28 protein-coding genes are annotated in these 17,658 nt (G+C 55.3%); 9 read left to right on the top strand and 19 right to left on the bottom strand.

Going from position 1 to position 17,658, the window contains the following annotated elements:
* Positions 1 to 7 precede the first annotated feature (7 nt).
* Positions 8 to 238: a hypothetical protein gene (locus tag ACWHXD_RS17585; protein WP_019816723.1), complete on the bottom strand. Its 231-nt coding sequence runs from the start codon at positions 236 to 238 to the stop codon at positions 8 to 10.
* A 119-nt stretch (positions 239 to 357) separates the two neighbouring features.
* On the opposite strand from ACWHXD_RS17585, the gene ACWHXD_RS17580 reads away from it, so the two are divergent.
* The gene (locus ACWHXD_RS17580) at positions 358 to 606 is read left to right on the top strand and encodes a hypothetical protein (RefSeq protein ID WP_019816724.1); all 249 of its coding nucleotides are present in this window, start codon (positions 358 to 360) and stop codon (positions 604 to 606) included.
* 35 nt (positions 607 to 641) lie between these two features.
* Here ACWHXD_RS17580 and ACWHXD_RS17575 read toward each other — a convergent pair whose 3' ends face one another.
* Both ACWHXD_RS17575 and ACWHXD_RS17570 read right to left on the bottom strand, forming a co-directional pair.
* Complete coding sequence (locus ACWHXD_RS17575; protein ID WP_019816725.1) at positions 642 to 1,406, bottom strand: hypothetical protein; 765 nt, start codon at positions 1,404 to 1,406, stop codon at positions 642 to 644.
* A 52-nt stretch (positions 1,407 to 1,458) separates the two neighbouring features.
* Positions 1,459 to 1,905, bottom strand: a complete 447-nt coding sequence (locus ACWHXD_RS17570; RefSeq protein WP_186931856.1) for a hypothetical protein — start codon at positions 1,903 to 1,905, stop codon at positions 1,459 to 1,461.
* A 612-nt stretch (positions 1,906 to 2,517) separates the two neighbouring features.
* Between ACWHXD_RS17570 and ACWHXD_RS17565 the strand changes: the two genes are divergently transcribed.
* The gene (locus ACWHXD_RS17565) at positions 2,518 to 3,033 is read left to right on the top strand and encodes a hypothetical protein (protein ID WP_186931857.1); all 516 of its coding nucleotides are present in this window, start codon (positions 2,518 to 2,520) and stop codon (positions 3,031 to 3,033) included.
* Between the two features lie 2 nt (positions 3,034 to 3,035).
* On the opposite strand, the gene ACWHXD_RS17560 is transcribed toward ACWHXD_RS17565, so the two are convergent.
* A complete protein-coding gene (locus ACWHXD_RS17560) occupies positions 3,036 to 3,899 on the bottom strand; it encodes an adenine nucleotide alpha hydrolase family protein (protein ID WP_186931858.1) in 864 nt (287 codons plus the stop codon).
* 98 nt (positions 3,900 to 3,997) lie between these two features.
* On the opposite strand from ACWHXD_RS17560, the gene ACWHXD_RS17555 reads away from it, so the two are divergent.
* A complete protein-coding gene (locus ACWHXD_RS17555; protein WP_186931859.1) occupies positions 3,998 to 4,558 on the top strand; it encodes a hypothetical protein in 561 nt (186 codons plus the stop codon).
* Positions 4,559 to 4,626: 68 nt separating this feature from the next.
* Positions 4,627 to 4,896 (top strand): hypothetical protein, encoded by a 270-nt coding sequence (locus ACWHXD_RS17550; RefSeq protein ID WP_222615147.1) that lies wholly within the window; start codon positions 4,627 to 4,629, stop codon positions 4,894 to 4,896.
* A gap of 52 nt (positions 4,897 to 4,948) precedes the next feature.
* Here ACWHXD_RS17550 and yejK read toward each other — a convergent pair whose 3' ends face one another.
* A complete protein-coding gene (yejK, locus tag ACWHXD_RS17545) occupies positions 4,949 to 5,956 on the bottom strand; it encodes a nucleoid-associated protein YejK (RefSeq protein WP_186931860.1) in 1,008 nt (335 codons plus the stop codon).
* Positions 5,957 to 6,504: 548 nt separating this feature from the next.
* On the opposite strand from yejK, the gene ACWHXD_RS17540 reads away from it, so the two are divergent.
* Positions 6,505 to 6,705, top strand: a complete 201-nt coding sequence (locus ACWHXD_RS17540; RefSeq protein WP_186931861.1) for a hypothetical protein — start codon at positions 6,505 to 6,507, stop codon at positions 6,703 to 6,705.
* A gap of 68 nt (positions 6,706 to 6,773) precedes the next feature.
* Here the strand turns inward: ACWHXD_RS17540 and ACWHXD_RS17535 are convergent, their stop codons facing one another.
* A complete protein-coding gene (locus tag ACWHXD_RS17535; RefSeq protein ID WP_186931862.1) occupies positions 6,774 to 7,343 on the bottom strand; it encodes a hypothetical protein in 570 nt (189 codons plus the stop codon).
* A 156-nt stretch (positions 7,344 to 7,499) separates the two neighbouring features.
* Between ACWHXD_RS17535 and ACWHXD_RS17530 the strand changes: the two genes are divergently transcribed.
* A complete protein-coding gene (locus tag ACWHXD_RS17530; protein WP_186931863.1) occupies positions 7,500 to 8,279 on the top strand; it encodes a toll/interleukin-1 receptor domain-containing protein in 780 nt (259 codons plus the stop codon).
* 102 nt (positions 8,280 to 8,381) lie between these two features.
* Here the strand turns inward: ACWHXD_RS17530 and ACWHXD_RS17525 are convergent, their stop codons facing one another.
* The 5 genes from ACWHXD_RS17525 to bet all read right to left on the bottom strand — a co-directional run bounded on the left by ACWHXD_RS17525 (position 8,382) and on the right by bet (position 12,079).
* Entirely contained in the window at positions 8,382 to 8,870 is a 489-nt protein-coding gene (locus tag ACWHXD_RS17525; protein ID WP_186931864.1) for a hypothetical protein, read from the bottom strand.
* A gap of 81 nt (positions 8,871 to 8,951) precedes the next feature.
* Complete coding sequence (locus ACWHXD_RS17520; RefSeq protein ID WP_186931865.1) at positions 8,952 to 9,305, bottom strand: hypothetical protein; 354 nt, start codon at positions 9,303 to 9,305, stop codon at positions 8,952 to 8,954.
* On the bottom strand, positions 9,289 to 9,651 hold the full coding sequence (locus tag ACWHXD_RS17515) for a hypothetical protein (RefSeq protein WP_186931866.1): 363 nt from the start codon (positions 9,649 to 9,651) through the stop codon (positions 9,289 to 9,291). Before ACWHXD_RS17515 ends, ACWHXD_RS17520 begins: the two co-directional genes overlap by 17 nt.
* On the bottom strand, positions 9,648 to 11,276 hold the full coding sequence (locus ACWHXD_RS17510) for a YqaJ viral recombinase family protein (RefSeq protein ID WP_499084359.1): 1,629 nt from the start codon (positions 11,274 to 11,276) through the stop codon (positions 9,648 to 9,650). The genes ACWHXD_RS17515 and ACWHXD_RS17510 overlap by 4 nt, the downstream gene beginning before the upstream one ends.
* Complete coding sequence (gene bet / locus ACWHXD_RS17505) at positions 11,273 to 12,079, bottom strand: phage recombination protein Bet (RefSeq protein WP_275623615.1); 807 nt, start codon at positions 12,077 to 12,079, stop codon at positions 11,273 to 11,275. The genes ACWHXD_RS17510 and bet overlap by 4 nt, the downstream gene beginning before the upstream one ends.
* 135 nt (positions 12,080 to 12,214) lie before the next feature.
* On the opposite strand from bet, the gene ykgO reads away from it, so the two are divergent.
* Positions 12,215 to 12,370, top strand: coding sequence for a type B 50S ribosomal protein L36 (gene ykgO, locus ACWHXD_RS17500; RefSeq protein WP_019816741.1), 156 nt, complete (start codon positions 12,215 to 12,217; stop codon positions 12,368 to 12,370).
* On the opposite strand, the gene ACWHXD_RS17495 is transcribed toward ykgO, so the two are convergent.
* The 8 genes from ACWHXD_RS17495 to ACWHXD_RS17460 form a co-directional block, all read right to left on the bottom strand.
* Entirely contained in the window at positions 12,371 to 12,574 is a 204-nt protein-coding gene (locus ACWHXD_RS17495; RefSeq protein ID WP_125970292.1) for a hypothetical protein, read from the bottom strand.
* Complete coding sequence (locus tag ACWHXD_RS17490) at positions 12,571 to 12,762, bottom strand: hypothetical protein (protein ID WP_499084357.1); 192 nt, start codon at positions 12,760 to 12,762, stop codon at positions 12,571 to 12,573. Before ACWHXD_RS17490 ends, ACWHXD_RS17495 begins: the two co-directional genes overlap by 4 nt.
* Complete coding sequence (locus tag ACWHXD_RS17485) at positions 12,759 to 13,181, bottom strand: hypothetical protein (protein ID WP_499084356.1); 423 nt, start codon at positions 13,179 to 13,181, stop codon at positions 12,759 to 12,761. The genes ACWHXD_RS17490 and ACWHXD_RS17485 overlap by 4 nt, the downstream gene beginning before the upstream one ends.
* A 501-nt stretch (positions 13,182 to 13,682) precedes the next feature.
* Positions 13,683 to 13,856, bottom strand: coding sequence for a hypothetical protein (locus ACWHXD_RS17480; protein WP_499084355.1), 174 nt, complete (start codon positions 13,854 to 13,856; stop codon positions 13,683 to 13,685).
* A 71-nt stretch (positions 13,857 to 13,927) separates the two neighbouring features.
* Positions 13,928 to 14,092 (bottom strand): hypothetical protein, encoded by a 165-nt coding sequence (locus ACWHXD_RS17475; RefSeq protein ID WP_499084354.1) that lies wholly within the window; start codon positions 14,090 to 14,092, stop codon positions 13,928 to 13,930.
* A 373-nt stretch (positions 14,093 to 14,465) separates the two neighbouring features.
* Positions 14,466 to 15,353: a hypothetical protein gene (locus ACWHXD_RS17470; protein WP_499084353.1), complete on the bottom strand. Its 888-nt coding sequence runs from the start codon at positions 15,351 to 15,353 to the stop codon at positions 14,466 to 14,468.
* A gap of 3 nt (positions 15,354 to 15,356) precedes the next feature.
* A complete protein-coding gene (locus ACWHXD_RS17465) occupies positions 15,357 to 16,148 on the bottom strand; it encodes a HipA family kinase (protein ID WP_498348605.1) in 792 nt (263 codons plus the stop codon).
* On the bottom strand, positions 16,120 to 16,710 hold the full coding sequence (locus ACWHXD_RS17460) for a helix-turn-helix domain-containing protein (RefSeq protein ID WP_499084351.1): 591 nt from the start codon (positions 16,708 to 16,710) through the stop codon (positions 16,120 to 16,122). Before ACWHXD_RS17460 ends, ACWHXD_RS17465 begins: the two co-directional genes overlap by 29 nt.
* A gap of 106 nt (positions 16,711 to 16,816) precedes the next feature.
* Here ACWHXD_RS17460 and ACWHXD_RS17455 point away from each other — a divergent pair, with 106 nt between their 5' ends.
* Positions 16,817 to 17,020 carry a transcriptional regulator gene (locus tag ACWHXD_RS17455; RefSeq protein ID WP_082152922.1) on the top strand — a complete coding sequence of 68 codons (204 nt, stop codon included), beginning with the start codon at positions 16,817 to 16,819 and terminating at the stop codon, positions 17,018 to 17,020.
* Between the two features lie 118 nt (positions 17,021 to 17,138).
* The gene (locus ACWHXD_RS17450) at positions 17,139 to 17,606 is read left to right on the top strand and encodes a YmfL family putative regulatory protein (protein ID WP_032877428.1); all 468 of its coding nucleotides are present in this window, start codon (positions 17,139 to 17,141) and stop codon (positions 17,604 to 17,606) included.
* The last annotated feature ends 52 nt before the right edge of the window (positions 17,607 to 17,658 follow it).

Genomic DNA, 17,658 nt, shown 5'->3' with positions numbered 1-17,658 from the left:
TGCACCTCTATGCCTCTGGTTTGTCGAGTGAGCCCGCGGGCCGCGCTGTTTGGATGATGTGGATTGCCAGGCCGAAGCTGATCAGCAACCAGGCGCATGTGCCGGCAAACGCGTAGAGCAGCGCCTCGGTGGTGCCTGTGCCAACAAGGTCAGGCCCGGCCCAGAAGAACCAGCCAAGGGTTCCTACCAAGTACAACAGGGCGCCCAGTACAGTCAGGGTGAGTTTCATAGCGAACATGGGGTGTGTCCTAGCCGCGCGGGGCGGCATATAGGGGATTGGAGTGATAGCTTTCTGCCTATCTTTCAAACAGGACCGAAGCGGTGTACAAAAGGGTTCAACTAAGTTCGTGATGAGGCATGGACGTGTCACACAACTTCGATGCTCCGATAGCGCACGCTTACCGGGGCCACGTGATTTTTCTCAAGTTCGACTGGCGTCGCCCGAACGACCAGAGCCCTGTTGCTGCAAAGATCATTGAACCAGCACCCATCAATGGCTTGGGTGAGGTTGCAGCAAAGTTGGAAGGCCCTTGGCCTGACTATCCGGCAGCACTTGATGACGCGATGGCGGCAGCTGAACGATGGATCGACAGTCAGTTGCCCTGACGACGCTCACCGGCAGGCGTGTAGGGGGATTGGGGTTAGGGTGCTGCGGCGAGGTCGGCCTCTGCCATCTCGCAGAAGAACGAACAAGACGGGATTTTCTCGTTACGACGCACCGGGCCGTCGCCCAGCTCGCGGAGGGAAAACCGCACGTTGGTGGTGCGGTTGCGAAACAGATATGAACCCTCGCCGAGGTCGTCCTGCACCCGACACAGCGCTTCGAACTGCTCCGGGAAATCTTGCCTTATCGCGCGGAAATAGCCTTCACCACCTTTCACGCAGCCAATGCAGTTCGCATTGTCGTAGCCCAGGCGGTACATCAGCGGCAACTTGATACCTGCGCGCAGAACCATTGCCTTGCAATCCTCCTTTCCCAGACCGGCATCAATCAGCGGCGCAATCACCGGCCGGTCTGGGTTTCGGTCGCGGAAGTCCTCAAGGCGTTCAACCTCTTCGGCGGTGTAACCGAACACCATCACGTCTCCCGGCTGCTTCCAGGCATCCAGCAGGCGCCGCTTCAACAACTTGGTGCAGGGCGCGCCGTTCCGTCCCTTCATGAATCGCTCGCGGTGGAATACCTGAAGGATGTCGGCGCCGTACTTTTCATCTCGAAGCACAGTTACAGGGCGCCCGAACCAAGCTTCACAGTCCAGGGCGAATCGGCGGTTGTCTTCGTGCTCATTGGCCAGGAAGGCGTTGATTATCTGCACGTCGTGGGTTGCGCCATATTCGGCCAGAGCTAGCTTGGTAGCCACCGCCGAAGCAGCACCGCAGCTGAACTGGCAAACGATTCGATTGCTCATGGCCTTGGCCCCTTGTAGATGAAGACGTAGGCGAACCAGAGGGTGGCGATCATCAATAATCACCCCAGTTCAAGCCCTGAATGTATTCGCTTGGGATGGTCACGGCCTCGGCCGGTATGGTGCTTTCCACCTCATGGTTGCCGAAGTAGCCGATTGCTGCTTTGGCGCGCTCCATAGATAACTGGGCATGCTTCATCTGCCAGGACTTTCGGGCTTTGTACGAGCGCAGCGCTAGCGCCTTGTCGGTGTAGGCGAAGCGCCGGGCCCACTCGCCACCTTCTTTCAGCACGCGCTTGCGACGTTTCTTGATCGCCTCAGCAGTCCAGCTATATTGAGGACCTTTGACTAGGTCGCAGGTATGGGTATCGCCGATGTAGAAACACTGCGCCGTCTCGCCGATCACCTGATAGGTGATGCAGTGCACCTCCAGGCCTTCCGGGCCAATGGTGTCGATATAGCGGAAGTGGTCCGGCCAGGCTTTGTTGATCTCTTCAGGCATGACTTCGTCCTTGCCGCCATAGCGGCTATCAAATTCATAGAGGGGAGAGGTATCGTTGCCTCCTTAGAAATGGAGGTGAGATGTGGTCGTACACGGAATTGAATACCGTTTTTGCCGTGCCTCAAGCATCGTCGAAGGTCACGATGGCTTGGCTTTAGAGTGCTGGGAAGGTGACAGAACGCAGATGTTCGAGATCTTTCGGAATGACGAAACGTTGCGCTTTGAAGTAAGCCTCTTTGAGCAAAGTGTTCCCCTAGAATTGCTTGAGTACGCAGTAAAAATTGCCCGGGATAGCCTTGGAGACTTTTGCCCGTACCCGTGATGAGGTGTCCTTGCCGCTATAGCGGCTGACTTTGAAGGGGGAGGGGTTACAGGTTTTTCGGGTGGGGTACGGATGTGCTCCTTTCAGGAAGTGGCGCGCCGGACGGGTAGGATTATGCGCCGGTTGTAGGGCATGCCGATGAATATGCCCATGACCTTACCCAAGTGGATCCGCCTAGTCCGGCGGACAGGTCGATAGCTGTTGTCATTGTTCCTTGGCATCGGAGAGCTGATAAACTTGGGGTTTTTACTCTTGAGAGGTCTGCTGTGTCCGGGCATATAAAGAAAGGGATGGAGGAAAAGCTGCTCGGTTTGCTCTATAAGAGATATGTGAGTAAGCACGGTCACGGGGTCCGAAATCTTGATCAGTGCCCGTTTAGTTTCCTGGCTGAAGGCTTGTTTGCGAAAGATATGCCTGAGCTTCGCGTGGAAGATGGGAACCGCACCACCTACCTGTACCTACAACTCATGAAAGAGCTTGAGTCGAAAGGCCATGTACGCAAAGACGCTAGGTCGATGGCGTTTTTCTTCACGGAGGAGGGATACAGGCGTGCTGCTATGGGATGGTGGGACAAGGCGCTCGATTTTTGTAACCGAAACGCTGGACTTGCTGTTGTTGTGGCAATTCTTGCTGCCCTGATATCGCTTGGAAGCTTGGTTGTGGCGATAATTGCTTTGAATTCCGTGCCGGCAAGTACTAGCCAGGCTACTATTAATTCAGCAAGCCCGCGTATGGAACCTAGTCGTCTTGTTGCGATTTATGGTCAAAGAGACCATGCCTCAAGATCTACAGCTGAAGATAGATAGGCTCAGTCGCCGCAGAAACAGTCGATGTCTTGGGAATAGCCAAACGCATCCATCTGGCCTTTGTAGTTCTCGGCATACCAGGCCAAGTGTGAGTATTTCGGACGATCCATTCGGAACACCTGATTGAGCTTCTTTTCCAGGCCGGACCAGAAGATCACGCGTTCTGGCTCGGCCTGGATGGCCTTGAACAGCTTGTCTTCGCCCTTTTTCCAGCACAAATCGCAGTTGCCTAGGTCTGAATCCATGCCGAGGTCAAAGTCTTGCGCGTGCCAGAAGGCCGCCACGTCTTCCTTCATAATGCCCGCGGTATAGGATGGGCAGACGCTGTCCCAGCGGGCGCCGCCCTTTGCGTTAGCTGCCATCATGCGGTGGTAGCGTCCAGGCTCATCCTTTCGAATGCCAATCACGCAATCCCATTCGTCGTAACCCAGCGAGCGCATGTGCTTCTCGCCGATCTTGATTTTCAAGTAAGCGGTGCACGCGTTGTTAGAGAAGTTGGGAAGCCACATCGGTAGCCCTTTTTCCTGTGCTCGGTACTCGGCGAAGTAGTCCAGCATCATGGCGAAGGGCTCGCCGTTGCGGCTTGCGGTTGCGAAGTCCACCAACTTGTACCAGGGGGCGTCATCCGGCTGCCCGTATACTCGGCACCACTCCATCCAGGTAACGTGCACATCCCAGCGCTTGGCCATCTGGTCGATGAAGACCAGCGTTTCCTCGCGATCTTTTCCGGTGTTCTGGAAGCACAGATGTACATCTTGCGGGAGCACACCACTGTGGGCTTCGAGGATCTTGTAGACCATGTGCCCGCTGGTGCGACCGCCACTGATGCCGATCTGTGCCGGGCCGGTGATCAGGTAAGGATTCATAATTGCTCCATGCGCGCGCCTGCCTCGCCGGCTGGCGTGATTCGTTGATATGGGGTATTACAAGTGACAGACATTTGACTGGTTAGGGAGATAGAAAAATGGCAGGAAGCGTTACCGGAGAAACCAGACTATTCACCTACACATTTTTTCACGTAGGGGCCCGTGCCGCGCTGACGTCGGCGGAAGAAAGTGAGGAAGGGCAGAGCTATAACCTATTGAATTCTTTGATACTATCCAGCTTTCTAGTAGAGGCGTATTTCAATCACCTAGGTGATCTACTTGGATATCCTGAGTGGAACGACAAGAAAAACCGCACCACAGTCTGGAACAAGTACCGAAGGCTTCGCGAGAAGGTTGGCTTGCCGGATTCAAGTATCGATGGTGCTTATCCGGACGTTGCCGAGGCGATCAAGTTTCGAAACGAAATGGCTCACGGTAGAACCGAAACACATAAGTTTTCTTTAGAGTTACCTGCGTCTATTGGGGGCGAGAACTCTCGGCAGATCCCTGTTGGCTGGCAAATTGCTTTGACCACTCCTAACGCGCGGAAATGTTTCGATGCCTGCAGGGGCTTGATCTACGAGCTTCATAGCAAGGCAAACTTAGGCAATCATCCATTTACAAAAATGGCATCGAGCCAGATTAGGTTTGGGGTCTAACACGTGCCGTGCTTCCCGTAGCAGGCATTGGCAATGTCTATTCGGCTGGGCTATATCAGGTGACCGGCATGGAGCCGGATCAAGGAACGATGATGTTTGCGAAAATTGTTGTTGGAATACTGATCGGATTTGTAGGTGGTTTTGTTGAGGCTCGAGGGCCATCTTGGAGAAAGAAAACTGAGATTATTTCTGAAGTTCTACTTTTCCTTGTTGGGCTCGGGTTTATCGTTTCATCCTTCATGTTCGGCGCGGTCTATGGCGTCATGGCGATAGCCGAAATTACTGCTGGCTTTTACGCATACGGGAAAGTTTTTCGCTCAGAAAAAGCGAGTCGGTAAATTTATCCAGTCAAGCGCCGCCCCCTTCGAGAGGGCGGCGCTGCGGTTGGTGTCAGGCTGCCGCGCGCTTGAGCTGCTCGGCCAGTTGAGTGGGCAGCCCGCGCAGCGTCAGCGTGTCACCGATTTCGTCAAACTTGATCTTGTCGCCCAGCAGGTGCGCCTCGAAGCTGATCGACAGGCCCTCAGCCCGGCCGGTGAATCGACGGAATTTGTTGAGGGTCTTCTTGTCCGGCGGCAGGGTTTCGGAAATCCCGTAGTCTTTGGCCTTGATGAAGTCGTAGAAGCTCTTCGGTCGGTCTTCGTCGATCAGGCCCGACAGTTCGTCGAGTGTGATGGGCTCGCCCAGCTTGGCCTGGGCCATCGAGTAACTGACCAGGGTGTGCGTCTTCTCGCGGGCCGCATCTTCGACCATGTCCTCGCTTTCAACAAAGTCGCTGAACGCCTTGAGCAAGGTCCGGGTTTCGCTTGGGCCGTCGATCCCTTCCTGGCAGCCGATGAAGTCGCGAAAATAATCGTTGAGTCGCCGGCCCTGCTTGCCCTTGAGGTACGAGATGTACTGCTTCGACTGACGGTTGGCCTGCCATTCGCTGATGTTGATGCGCGCGGCCAGGCGGATGTGATCCAAGTCAAGGCGCTTGATTGTCAGCAGGCTGAGTTCTTCGGTCATGGTCACCGCTTCCGTTTCCTGCACCAGGGCGATGATCAGGTATTCGGTCAGGCCTTGCTGGTAGTGGCAGAAGAGGGCATGCCCGCCGGTGGTCAGGTTCGACCCTTCCATCAACTTGGCTAGGTGCTCGACGGCGATGGTGCTGAACTTGAGGAAGTCACTGACTCCTGCCAGGTACTTACCGAGCCAGCCGCTCAATGGGAAAGCCCCCGATTCAGCATGGAAGAAGCCCCAGCCCTTGCCGGCGGTGGCGTTGTAGCTTTCGTTGAGCTGGCTCATCAGATCGTCGCGGGCCTGGCTTTCGACTTGTTCGGATGCGCCCAGGAACAGAACGGCCGGGGTGCCGTCTGGCTTCTTGTCGATCTTGTGGATGACGCTATGGCGTACAGGCATTTCGTTTACCTCGGGTAAGCGCCGCCCTCCGGTGGCCGGTGGTGGCAATTTGGTTTTGGTGGGCTATAACTTGTGAGCTGGCATTGGGCTAGCAGAAGCACGTGAGGTGTCTATGCGAGTAAGCACTTGGATAGGTTGGTCCGTCGCCTTGATTTTTTCTGGGCCTGCTATGGCGGATCCCGTTGTAACAGTCAAATACAATGAGCGCTGCGGGTTCGCCTCAGCCGGCCAAATCGCACATCTGGTAAACAGCGATGCCAAACGGGCATATAAGGTCGTTGTTAAAGAGATCTTCAATCCATGGGGCGGGGGAAAGCCAACGGAAGCGATAAAGCCCTTCACTCTTCAACCCACGGAGGATCTTTCCTTGCAGTGCAGCTACGGAGACGACCACTATCCATACAAAATGAGATGGGTGGTCGTAAGCGAAACCCCAATCTGAGTATCGTGATTGTTCAGGTAGGCATCATGCTTCAGGGCAATGGCAATTTGGTGTTGGCTGGGGTATTACGGGTGAACGGCATGGAGCCGGATCAAGGAGGAAGGTGATGTTTATCAAAGAGTGCTGTGAAGAGGTAATGCAAAAGATTGACGACGGGTCCAATGCCAACGGCTTTCATAAAACGGGAGAGCGAAGCATGATCGGCAAGGATATTTCGTTCTACACCTGCGAGACATGTTCCTGCCAATGGCGCAGAACCCAGGAGACATTTTCTCCTTTTGAGTCCGTCTGGACGGAAGATCGCTAGCTTAGGCTTTCTGGGCCACTGCAATTTATGACGCTGGATCAGACTGCTTCATGCCCAGCAATGAAGCGTTACCAGGCTGCTTTATCGCCTTGGGCCACATACCATTTCAGCTTAGTGCTTTCTTCCGAGTCGGTCACTGAGCCGCCGTATTGGGCTCCAAGGAAAGTGATCAGCCCTTTGTTGCCGCACCATGGGTATCCACCAGTGAAATCGGTAAAGGTGACACCGTGGCGCTCTGCTGCTACCCGAACCTTGAATTCTTCGAATCTTGCATTGCGTGCCGCGACCTCGGCTTCGTGCAAGGACTTGCAATCTGCAGAGCAGTAGACCACGCGACCATCGAACACCAGATCCATTGCAATATCGGTTTCGGTCTCTTCATCCCAGTAGCTGGCATCACTATCGCACTTGGCGCCGCAATGGTTGCAGCCGAACCACCAGCCTGCGTCGATGTAGGCTTTTGCCGGGATAAAGCGCTGGCCCGCATATTGGTCGGCCCAATGCGCTCGCCGGCATGACACTGCGCTGAAGTCCGTGCCAATCTCATCCGCACTCTGGCGCCTGGCCGCCGCGTTCGAGGTGGCAAATTGAATGTTGGATTCTTCAGGGTCGTTGGTCTCTACGGAGTAGGCCAGCACGTTGCGTGACGCTTGATTGACTTATGGCTTTTTCTCATGGTGTTCCTCAATGCACATGCTTCCATCCGTGATCGGATGCAACGGGGGTGGTGGATTTATTAATGCTGGCTATGAGACATTAGCGTCTCGTAATTATTAGACGTCTAGGGACAGGTCATGAAGGTTTTCATCAGTTGGTCAGGCACTCGCAGTCAAGCAGTCGCCGAATTAATGAATGAATGGATTAAGTGTGTTCTTCAGGCGTCAAATCCCTGGATATCTACCCGAGGGATTGATAAGGGCTCTATCTGGTTTTCAGAAATATCTGACCAATTGAAGGATACGGCTGCTGGTATCGTCTGCCTCACCCAGGAGAATAAAGATAAGCCTTGGATACTTTTTGAAACTGGTGCCTTGGCAAAGGGGCTTAATACCAATCGGGTTTGCACTTTTTTGATCGATCTAGAGCCCAAAGATATTGAAGATCCACTCGCTCAGTTTAACCACACGACTGCTGATTCAGACAGCATGTGGGGTTTAATTAGCTCTCTAAATAGCTGTTTAGACGTACAGCGGCTTAGTGATAAAGTCTTAAGGCAGGTGTTTGATACCTATTGGCCGCAATTTGATGCAAAATTTAAAGATATATTGGAAACTTTTCCTGCTAAAGCAAATATCCCTCCTAGAACTGATAAGAGTATTCTTTCAGAGATTCTAAATAATACTAGAGTGCTTTCTAATCGTATCCGGGAATTAGAAGTTCGAGGTGAGGACGCTGGTGCTAAAAGAGATATGTCGAGGACGCCAATATTCGTATTTAGTGAGCTGGTGTCTAAGGTTTTGAAGTGGCGAGCCGAGGGCGTAAGTGAAGAGGGTTGTGCTGAGCGATTAGCTAGCATGGGTGTTCATCGCGCGGGTATAGAGCATGTAATATCAAACACTATGAAGGGTGATTGATGAGGTGCTCTGTCGAGGTGTCTTTACGCTGTTCCAAATTAGTATTGTTTATCTCGGTAAGGCGCCATATTCGTGACCGGACGCAGCGAGTAGGGTGGGTTGTCAGTCGTTCTCGCCGTCGTCTTCGGCGTTCATTTGGAGCGATTCGGCGAAGCCTGCTTGCCGTAATTTACGCGCCACGTTTTCAGATACAGTCATAACGTGGCGCGGAATTACGAGCAGGTAAGCGGACTTCTCGGCTCCCAGCGAGTGGGCGTGCGCGATCAGTCGCCAGATAGTGGCTCGATCCTTTGTCTCGCCCAGGTCGGCGGTGAGCGCCGCCAGTCGTTCGCGCATCCTTTCGCGGAAGTAGTGGCGGATGATGTCGGACGGCCCTTTGACTTTCGGCGGCGCCGGCGGCAGATCCTCGGCCTGACCATTCAGCACTAGCAGCTGCACCGCCTCGCTGACTTCCTCTATCTCATGCCGGCGCATCAACTCGCCGAGCATCTGCCGGGTACCGTACGGGACTGTGTGCCGCAATTCGTGCTCGCCCAGTTCCTGCCGTTTCTCGGCAAGTTTGGCTGTACGTTCCTTCTGTTCGGCAGCCATGGCCTACCTCTTCTATTCCGCTGGCCGGCAGGGCGAGCCAGGTTTGACGTTTGCGTTGCTGTGGTCTAGATACGCGACGCATCAGCCAGCCTTTGGGAAGTCGAGCGAGTGATCAGCAATCAGGCGCCGACAAAGCGTCTCGCTGATGCCGACGTGCTTGCTGGCCTTGTACCGGGTCATGCCTGATTTCTTGCATTCCAAAAGCTGGGCGCAGATCACCACTTCGTCGTCCGCCGTGATAACTCGGCCGCGCTTCGTTTTCGGGGCAATTCGCGCGTAGCCGTAAGGCCGCATCGGTTCGTGCGAAATCCTCGGGCTGTCTTTGCCTACACCTGGCCGGATGAATTGAGCTGTTCCGCCAGATGCGAAGAAGGCAGCTTTCGCCGCCTCCAGGTTCGCTTGTTCCTGATTGTGTACTTCAAGTGTCGGATGCATTCCGGGCACCTCTTGAGCGATTGTCGATATTGATGTGATTGATCTCGGCGATCTCGCGCAGTGCGGCACGGGTGATACCTAAGGCAGAACAGATCTCTGCCTGGTGGGTGCGTGATTCGGCTAGCGCTTTGACCTGAGTGACCAACGAGGCCCTGGCCCGCCGTCGCGCTTCCATCGTCTTGGCTGTGCAGGTTGAGAACTCGACACCATGCTCTGCGGCGATCCGGTTAAGTGCGCGAGTGGACCTGCCGAGGGCCTTAGACGCGGCAAGAATGCCCGCGTCGACGTAACGGGGCAGGGCGGCGGCTACCTCTGGATCAGCAGCCTTGTGGGCGTCCCATCTCATGCTGCCGCCTTGCTGAGTGTCACTCCGGCCATGCTGAAGGCTGAACCCTGGACTGCGACCATTGCGTCGAGCGCTTCCCAGTTCACCAAAAGCAGCGTGATCGGTGCCTGACCATATGCCACCGCTTTGATCAGTGCCTCGAAGTCCGTCACGTTGGCCTGCAGCGCTACCTGCTCGACCGCGTGGCTCGTTACTGGCTTAGCAGCTTGGGCTACGGGGACCGCTGCCTGGACCGGAGCAGTGCGGACAGGCTCTGGTGTTGCCACCTTCTCCATGACCGGCTCTGGCTTGATGGTCGCCAGGTGCTGGGCTTCCTGCTCTTCAGCAATGCGCTTCGCGTCGGCCTTTTCCTTCTCCGCCTTCTGGTGTTCGGAGATTCGGAATTTGATCAGCGTCACCAGGTCATCGTTGGCTTTGGTGACCAGCTGCTGCACGTCGCTGAACAGGAAAGCGTGATCAACGGCGAGCTCCGCCAGGCTGGTCAGGTTCAAGCGAATACTGTCCGCTGCCTGACTTGCATCGATCTTCGCCCGGGCCAGCTCGGTATCTACTGCGTCCTGGAGGCTGGCGATGGTGCGCTTGTTCTTCATGGCGCCGGCGAAATCAGAAACGACATGAGGCAGTGTGACTTTGCCCAGCGTCTTGTTGATTGCGGCGATGTGATCCGCCAGCGCCAGTTCGGCTTTTTGCTTGATGTTGGTCTTCACCAGAAGCTCTTGAGCCTTCACCAACTTGTCGACCTTCAGGCGGGTCTCGCGGGCATGCGCACCGATGCGATCCAGCGACGAAAACAGCTCGTCGATACTTTGGGTCTGCGACAGGGCTTGCTTCTTGGCGACAGCGACAGCTTCCTCGACATCGCCACACCATTTGACCGCCTTCTTTGCGTCGGCGAAGTCCTGGTCCGTAGAGAGCGTAGTTTTCACCGAGTCGATGACAGCCAGCGCCGAGTCTTCGAACACCTTCAGGTTGCTGGCGGTAACCATGCCGGTCAGCTCGATGTGCAGGGCTGGCAGCTCGTCAGGTGCCTTGCCGACGACGATTGAAGGCGCGTCGGCCATCTCGAAGTTGGCCAGGTCTGCCTCGAACTGTTTCCAGCCTTCGATCAACTGGGCCGCGCGCCCGGCGACGGGCCGGTACTCCATGTGCACGAAGTTTTCCGACGTGCCATCCGAGCAAACAAAGATCACTCGCTCGGCGCCGCTCACCAGCAGTTGCTGCTCAAGCTGCCAGTAGTAGTGCGGGGCCAGGTCGCCGGCCCTCACCTGAGCCACGACCGACTCATTCCAAAGCTTGTGCTCGAACAGCGTCTCGCCGAGCATTGTGGCGCCGTCCATGGAGGCGAGCAGATTGCCCTCGGTAGCGACGATCGGATAAAGCTCTTCGCCGATCAATGCCTCGGTCAGTGGGCGCGCCAGGGCTTCGGTTGCGTGTCCCTTGTCGAAGACAAGCTGCTGAGAAGGTGTGACGTCCGGCGTGATGCCCGTCTTCTTGGCGATCAGCAGGTCGGTGCGGGATTGATACTTAGAGGCGCCCATCATTGCCGGAGCTTCGGAGGCGGTGCGGAACTTGGCGCGGAGGGCAAGCCACTCGGCAGAGCCTTGAGCTACGTTGTGAATTTTCATGCTGCGTCTCCATCGAGGGCTTTGAGGTTGGTGATGGTTTCGATCTGGTCATCGCGCAACGAGTACTTGCTGATGACGTTGGAAATAATGTGTTCTGGACTAGTGCGACCGGCGTCGATCAGTGGCTGCCACTTCTCGATGTTTTCAGCCAGCAGCTCGTCGGGATAGGCAGGCTTGGCGTCCGGTTCCGGTGGGGGCTGCCGCGCCGGCGAAACGTCTTTGGCGGCGTCCTCGAATGTCTTTCCTTCCATCTCGTCAGCCGTTGGCGCAGATCCGACTTCGGGGAATGCTTTGCGCAGAGCCTGGGCCTCGGCGCATTTGGCGAGCTGGGCAAATGCTCGACGCTTCCACATGGCGTTGGGCGCCGCGGTGTCCTTGCTTGATGTTGCGTAGTTTTCAAGCCAGCGCTCATTGGCCGTGTATTCGGCAACCAAGCCGTTGCTCATCTGCCGCTTGACGGTCACGCGGCACCATTCGGGATAAGTGACCTCTACACCGCTCAGCTTCGCAGTTACTGGCGGGCCGTATTCCGGCTCGCTGATTCCGGCGTACTGGCCGGTGCGTGCCGCCTGGATGCGGTAAAGGCCGATGCCGGGCATCACCGTGTCCTGCATCTTTTTCGTCTTGGAGTTCCAGATCGGAACGATGTGCACCGGCTTCAACATCGGGTCCAGGAGTGCGGCCTGGCAGTAGGCCAGGACCATCACAACCGAGTTCTTTTCAGCGCCGGGGTAGAGGCTGCTGCTCAGCACTTCAACGAGCGCGGCCTCCGACATTGGAGGTGTGTTGTCGTCCTGCTTCATTACTGCGGACATGGGGAATCCTTGCCGCGATGCTCGCAGCGATAAAAGGGGAAGGGGAAATAAGAGTTGATAAACGTTCTTATTCGTATTTAAGATACGTAATAACATTTCAACTCAACGCAAGGAGCCTCACCTATGAAAGTGCTGTCCTCACTCAAAGAAGCGAAAAACCGTCACCGCGACTGCCAGATCGTTATGCGCCGTGGCCGGATCTACGTGATCTGTAAATCCAATCCGAAATTCAAAGCGCGGCAGGGCAGTGCGAAGAACAAGAACAAAGGCAAAGGCTGATCAGTTCGATTGCTGATCCTGCTGCTGAACCCTGTATCGCAGGACCTGGAGCACTCGACCGCCATAGCCAGGTTCTGCGTATTGCTCAACCGGTGCGCCGAAGAAGCCGCGCCGTTCGGCAAGGCTGTAGGCCTCGCGCAGGTTGTGAGCGCTGATGTCTTCGAGCTGCTCGTCGATAAGCGATTTAACCGGTGCAGTACTCATTGAACCTCCTTACGCCGCCGGCTGACATCCAGGAGGCGTGCGCTATACCAATGAAATTCTTCTGCGTTGATGGCGCCTGAGGTGTAGTGGCGCACGATCAAAGCCTCAGCCAAGATCTCGTCGATGGCGGGCTTATCCGGGGTTTCAAGCGCAAACAGCGCTTTATCGATCTCAACGTAGGGGCTCACAGTTCGTTGTCCTCGGCCTGGGCGATAAGAGCGTCATCAACCAAAGGCTGAAGTAGGCGTTCGGCAATCTCGCCGAGCTTCCCAAGTTGGTGGTCACTCCGGCCAAGCAGCTCCAGTGCTTCCGATTTCACCCTCGAACCCGCCATCCCTGCGATCAGTAAGTAGCCCAGGGCTGGAGCGTCGACGCCGCAGTCGGCAAGTAGGTTGTTGGCGTACTCATCGACAGCCAGTGCAAACTGGTAGGCCGTAACGCCTTGCTGCGGGTGCAGGTGGCGCTTGAACACCACGCTGCCACCTCTGGCCAGCTCTTCGGCTGCGTTGTACAGCCATTCGCTGCGAGCCAATTGCTGAGAGGTTTCGCTCACCGGAGGCTGCATTTGTTCGTCGTGCTGAAACTGAGGTTTGCGTAGTGCTGACATGGTCGCCTCCAAAGTGGCGGGTTTTTCACCTGTATTCGTCAACACTCATGCCTCCCGTTGGTTGCCGATGGGCGCGGGGGAGGAGTGCTGACGGGTAGAGGCGGGGAAGTGGTGTGCCTGTTTTTGCAGGGGCAGGCACCCTGTTTCCTCGCTTTCCACAGTCGAGGGAAAACCATATGCTTCAGCTTCCACAGTCGAGATAAGGAATATCGTTATGGCGCAGTACTTGGTGCGTGTTGAGCTGTTCGGGGCGAGCGCAAATGGGTATGAAGATCTTCACGAAAGAATGGAAGCTTTAGGCCTGAAGAGGACGGTGACATTCACCGGTGGAGTTATCCACGAAATGCCAACTGGCACGTACTTTGGCCCCAGCGGTCTTGATGTCACGTCGCTCAGGGATCGAGTAAGAGCAACTGCGGCCCCTGTCTCGCCCCACAAGGATCCAGCTATATTTGCCTGCCAGATCAAAGACCAAGAGTGGTCTGCGTTTTTGTATCCTGCTTAGCGCCTAGAGCCGCCCGAGCAGCCTGCTGCATTCCTGCCCTTGGGCATCCGGTCCACCCATTGCTTTAGGTTGCCCATCGCGATTGCGAAGGCCTCATCAAAACTGATGCCTTCGTCGGTCGCGATTTCTTGCACAATTTCCTGCACCTGCTCTATCTGAGCTTCGTTCATGGATGCTCTCCGCTTTTATGGTTGGTTTCCCAATGCCCACCACTCTGGATGGGCATCAGCGAAAAGGTCCGTCATGCAGAAACTGACCGCGCCATTTGCATTAGACGCTTGCGCTTATCTGTAGCCATCGCCGCATCACCATGCCAGCCGATACGCTTACACCAGATCACCCAGTGCTTTTCCCGCTTCGCCTGAACGATGTATTCGTCGCGCAGGCATGCTTGTTCGTTCGTCATCGTCTTGCCCTCCGTTGATTTCCAATGCCGCCTCATAGAAGCGGCATCAGTAAATCTGTGGGTGTTTCCAGCAAACCAGCCTGCCGACAAGTCGAGAAGGGGAGCGTTGCTGCGTTGCGTTACCTCACCCAGGCTTATTGCCGAGCTGTTGCTGGGGCGTAGGGTGAGTGATGCTTATCGATGTTAAAGAGCGGTCAGGCCCTGAGGCCCTGGCGAGTCCCTGCTGGGTGACTCGATGGATTCAATCTACAACCCAAAATTGTAATCTGCAACTATAAATTGTAATTCTAGGCAATGAAAATTGTAGCCCCTTAGGAATCAGGGGCTTATAGGTGCTCTTGGATGGAGGGGTGAGCGTTACGGGGAGGCCTGACTAGGCAGCACGCTCATAATCAATGATGGCAGCGGCGGCCTCTTCGGCGCCGTAAAAAATGTGTGGCTCAATGCCGTCTTCAAGACTCTGGCGCTGGAGGTCCTCAAGACTTTGCTCGTATTCAGCTATGAGCGAGGGATCAAACCTGTCTAGCTCCTTTGGCGTCCAGATGAATAGCGTGCATTTATTCTGCGGGGCGTCGGCGACCTTATGCTTAACGAAATGCAGATCCCACAGTCGACTCTTGGCGCCGTCTACGTGGCGACTTATTTGCTTCGATGGTTTTATCTTGGCCAGGCTGGCTGCCATGCGATTGCCAGCAAAGAACAGGCTGCCACGCGATCCCTGAATTGCTTGGGTATGCAAAGGCAAGTTAAAGCGATCCCTCAGGCGGGGGAGAATGCCCAACACTCGATCCTGTATGTCAGATCGTAGCTGTCCAAGATTTGCCTCGTAGGCTACCGGATCGTCAGACTCTTCGTCCTCTTCCATTAGAGCCGAGGCATGAACGGTGGAAAGGCTTGAGGTAAGGCTGGATGCTTGCTGGAGGATATGGGTCATGTTGTTGCCCAACCCCCTGCGGGTCTTTCCGATGACTACTCCGTGAATGCCGCATGAGAACTGCCCTTCGAAGCCGCCTTCGGCAAACTCCAGGGCGCGGGACAACGCAAGCCCCATCATTCGTTGCATTCCGACCGCCGAGGTGCCATATAGGCATTTCAAGGCCTTCTCACTAATAGTGAGGCAGCCGTTGACCTCGTCGCCAGAAGCTGCGACCACTGCAATAGTTAGACGCTCGCCGGACTGAACGATGGGCTCCAGGTAAACAGGGGCCCAATCCGCCTCATATTCAGGAAAGCTGGGAAATTCAGAGAGATCTGGGAGCATCCTTTAGACCGCCATGGTTTTCTGTTTGAAGCCGAGAGCCCCATCCATTAGAGCGCTCATATGTTTTACGCGTGACTCGAGGAAGTCCACCACTTTGTCGACATGGGCCTGGTCGACTTGGCAGTAATGCGGCTGACTCGCCGCAGCATGGTTCCTGAAGTTAGCAGTATATGCTGGCGCAGATCGATCTTTCAGCTTTTTGGACGCCTGGTGTCTTTCAAACTCAGACACCTCTCCGATGACCATTCCCAGAAGATGGTTCCGGATATTTTCGCTCGCTTGGAGGCTTGGTGCTGACAGCGCCTCCTCGTGGTCGATAAGCCAAATTGCTCCATCGCCACCGATAAGGAGGTTGCGCAAATTCCTGTCGGTGTTAGCGAGGAGTTCGTCGAAGACAATGGCGGCATGCAGGTGTGACCACTTATTGAGTAAATGTGAGACCTTGTCGAAATTGATCACACGGCTCATAGGCACCGCATTGGTGTCCACGCTAGCCAATACGATGCACTTACCCTGTCCTCGCCCAACGTCTTTTCCGCGGGCAACCGCAAGAGCAGTTAAGGGAATAGGTAGGCCAAAATATCTCCCGATGCTCGCGCTCATGGTTTCGGCGAACAATCGCTCGGCAGGCAATACCTTTATGTATGCATGGAGGTCTCTACGGTAGCCTTTCAGCCCGCTGATGGTGCCGTAGAAGAGAGGGTGCTGACCCTTCACGTCTGGGTCAACAACAGCCGCGCCCTGGAGATAAAGTGCGAGTGGAATGTCAATCGGTTCCGGTTTTGCGTTTTGCATGTGTAGGGCCGCTTTCCTTGGCTACTGACTTCTTAAGGCCATGACCGATCATCTTCACCATATCTCCCGAATCACCGCCAGCGTCCGCATTTTTAAACGCGGATTCTGCGAGTGCATCCAATTCATCAGGAAGATTTGGCACGTCTTCCCCGGAGGAAGCGTTTCTTTCAATCATGACTTTTGCCATGGCTGTAAGAAGTGACACATCACTCTCTCCGAGCTCCCCTCTCTGAAGCGCGCGGGATACTACATCGCGGAGGATTTTATCCACTCCGCCGGACGAGCTGATCCTCAGGTTTTTGGCCGCAGCGCCTTTGATTGCGGAGCCCGTCAGAGGAGTGAAGTGTGGAGTGCTAAATGAGCTCGATTCGCCCATCAAGTGGGAGATTGAAACCTTCAGCGCGGCTGCAATTCCTTCAAGTTTCTTCGGGCGGGGAACATTTTTGTCTGCCTCCCAAGCCTGGACGGACTGAGGCTTAACTCCCAATAGACGAGCGAGTTCCGACTGGTTCAGCCCGACAGCCTCTCGCGCAGCAGCGATTCTTTTTCCGATTGTGCTCATAGAGACACTTTACAACTAGTCGTTGTAGCTAGCATTGCAATTCTCAGTTGTAGTTTTCTGGCAAAGGTTGTAACTTTGCGTTGTAAGTCAAATTTTAGAGGTGCCTATGAACCAGAACGCAGCCGTGCGTGCAGCTGAAGCAGCAGGAAGCCAGTCCGCCCTTGCTCGCGTTCTTGGCTGTACGCCTCAAAACGTTCAGAAGTGGTGCGCAACAGGTCGCATCCCAGCTGAGCGGGTTATTCCAGTAGAGCAAGCCACCGGCATTCCACGCCATGAGCTTCGTCCAGATATTTACCCGATCGCCGCTTAACGCATTTCTTCCGCCCTTAAAAGGTCCCGAATTTTGCTCATACCAGATATGAGCGCCCCCAGGCCATTCCAGCGACGAAGCAATCTTGACCGCAACCGACCCAAGGAAAAACTAGGACATGAAAACGCCCGTACTAGAGACCCGCCGCCAAGTAATGGCTGCCGTGTCCAACGCTTTCCCTGGCGGGATGGATTGCGCAGCTGCTCGCCTTGGCATCAAGGACAAGCGCCTGGAGAACCAGATCTATGAAACCGCCGGGTGCAAGCCGCTCAGCGATGTCGAGATCCACGTACTGGAATGCGAGACCAAGACCGAACATCTGCCGGACTACATTTGCGCGATGTACGGCGGTGTGTTCGTGAAGATCCCTGAAGCGGGGGAGTTGGACAACGTCGATCTGTATCAGCGCTCGCTGGCTGCGTCCGCACAGCGTGGAGCTCTTGACCAGATGGTGGCTTCGGCCCTGGAAGACGGCGAAATCGACGCAAGCGAAGCCAAAAAGATCCGCGCCCTACACGCCAAGTACATGTCGGCCAGCCTTGAGGCTATCGGGGCGGTAATTGAGTTGCACAAAGCCCGCGCATAAATCGCAGGCACAAAAAAGCCAGGTTCACGGCCTGGCTCATTGCTACATCAGC

It is taken from the genome of Pseudomonas fjordensis (assembly GCF_976987115.1).
The sequence above is the reverse complement of the archived record's forward strand: the minus strand, read 5'-3'. Positions and strand labels throughout refer to the sequence as shown.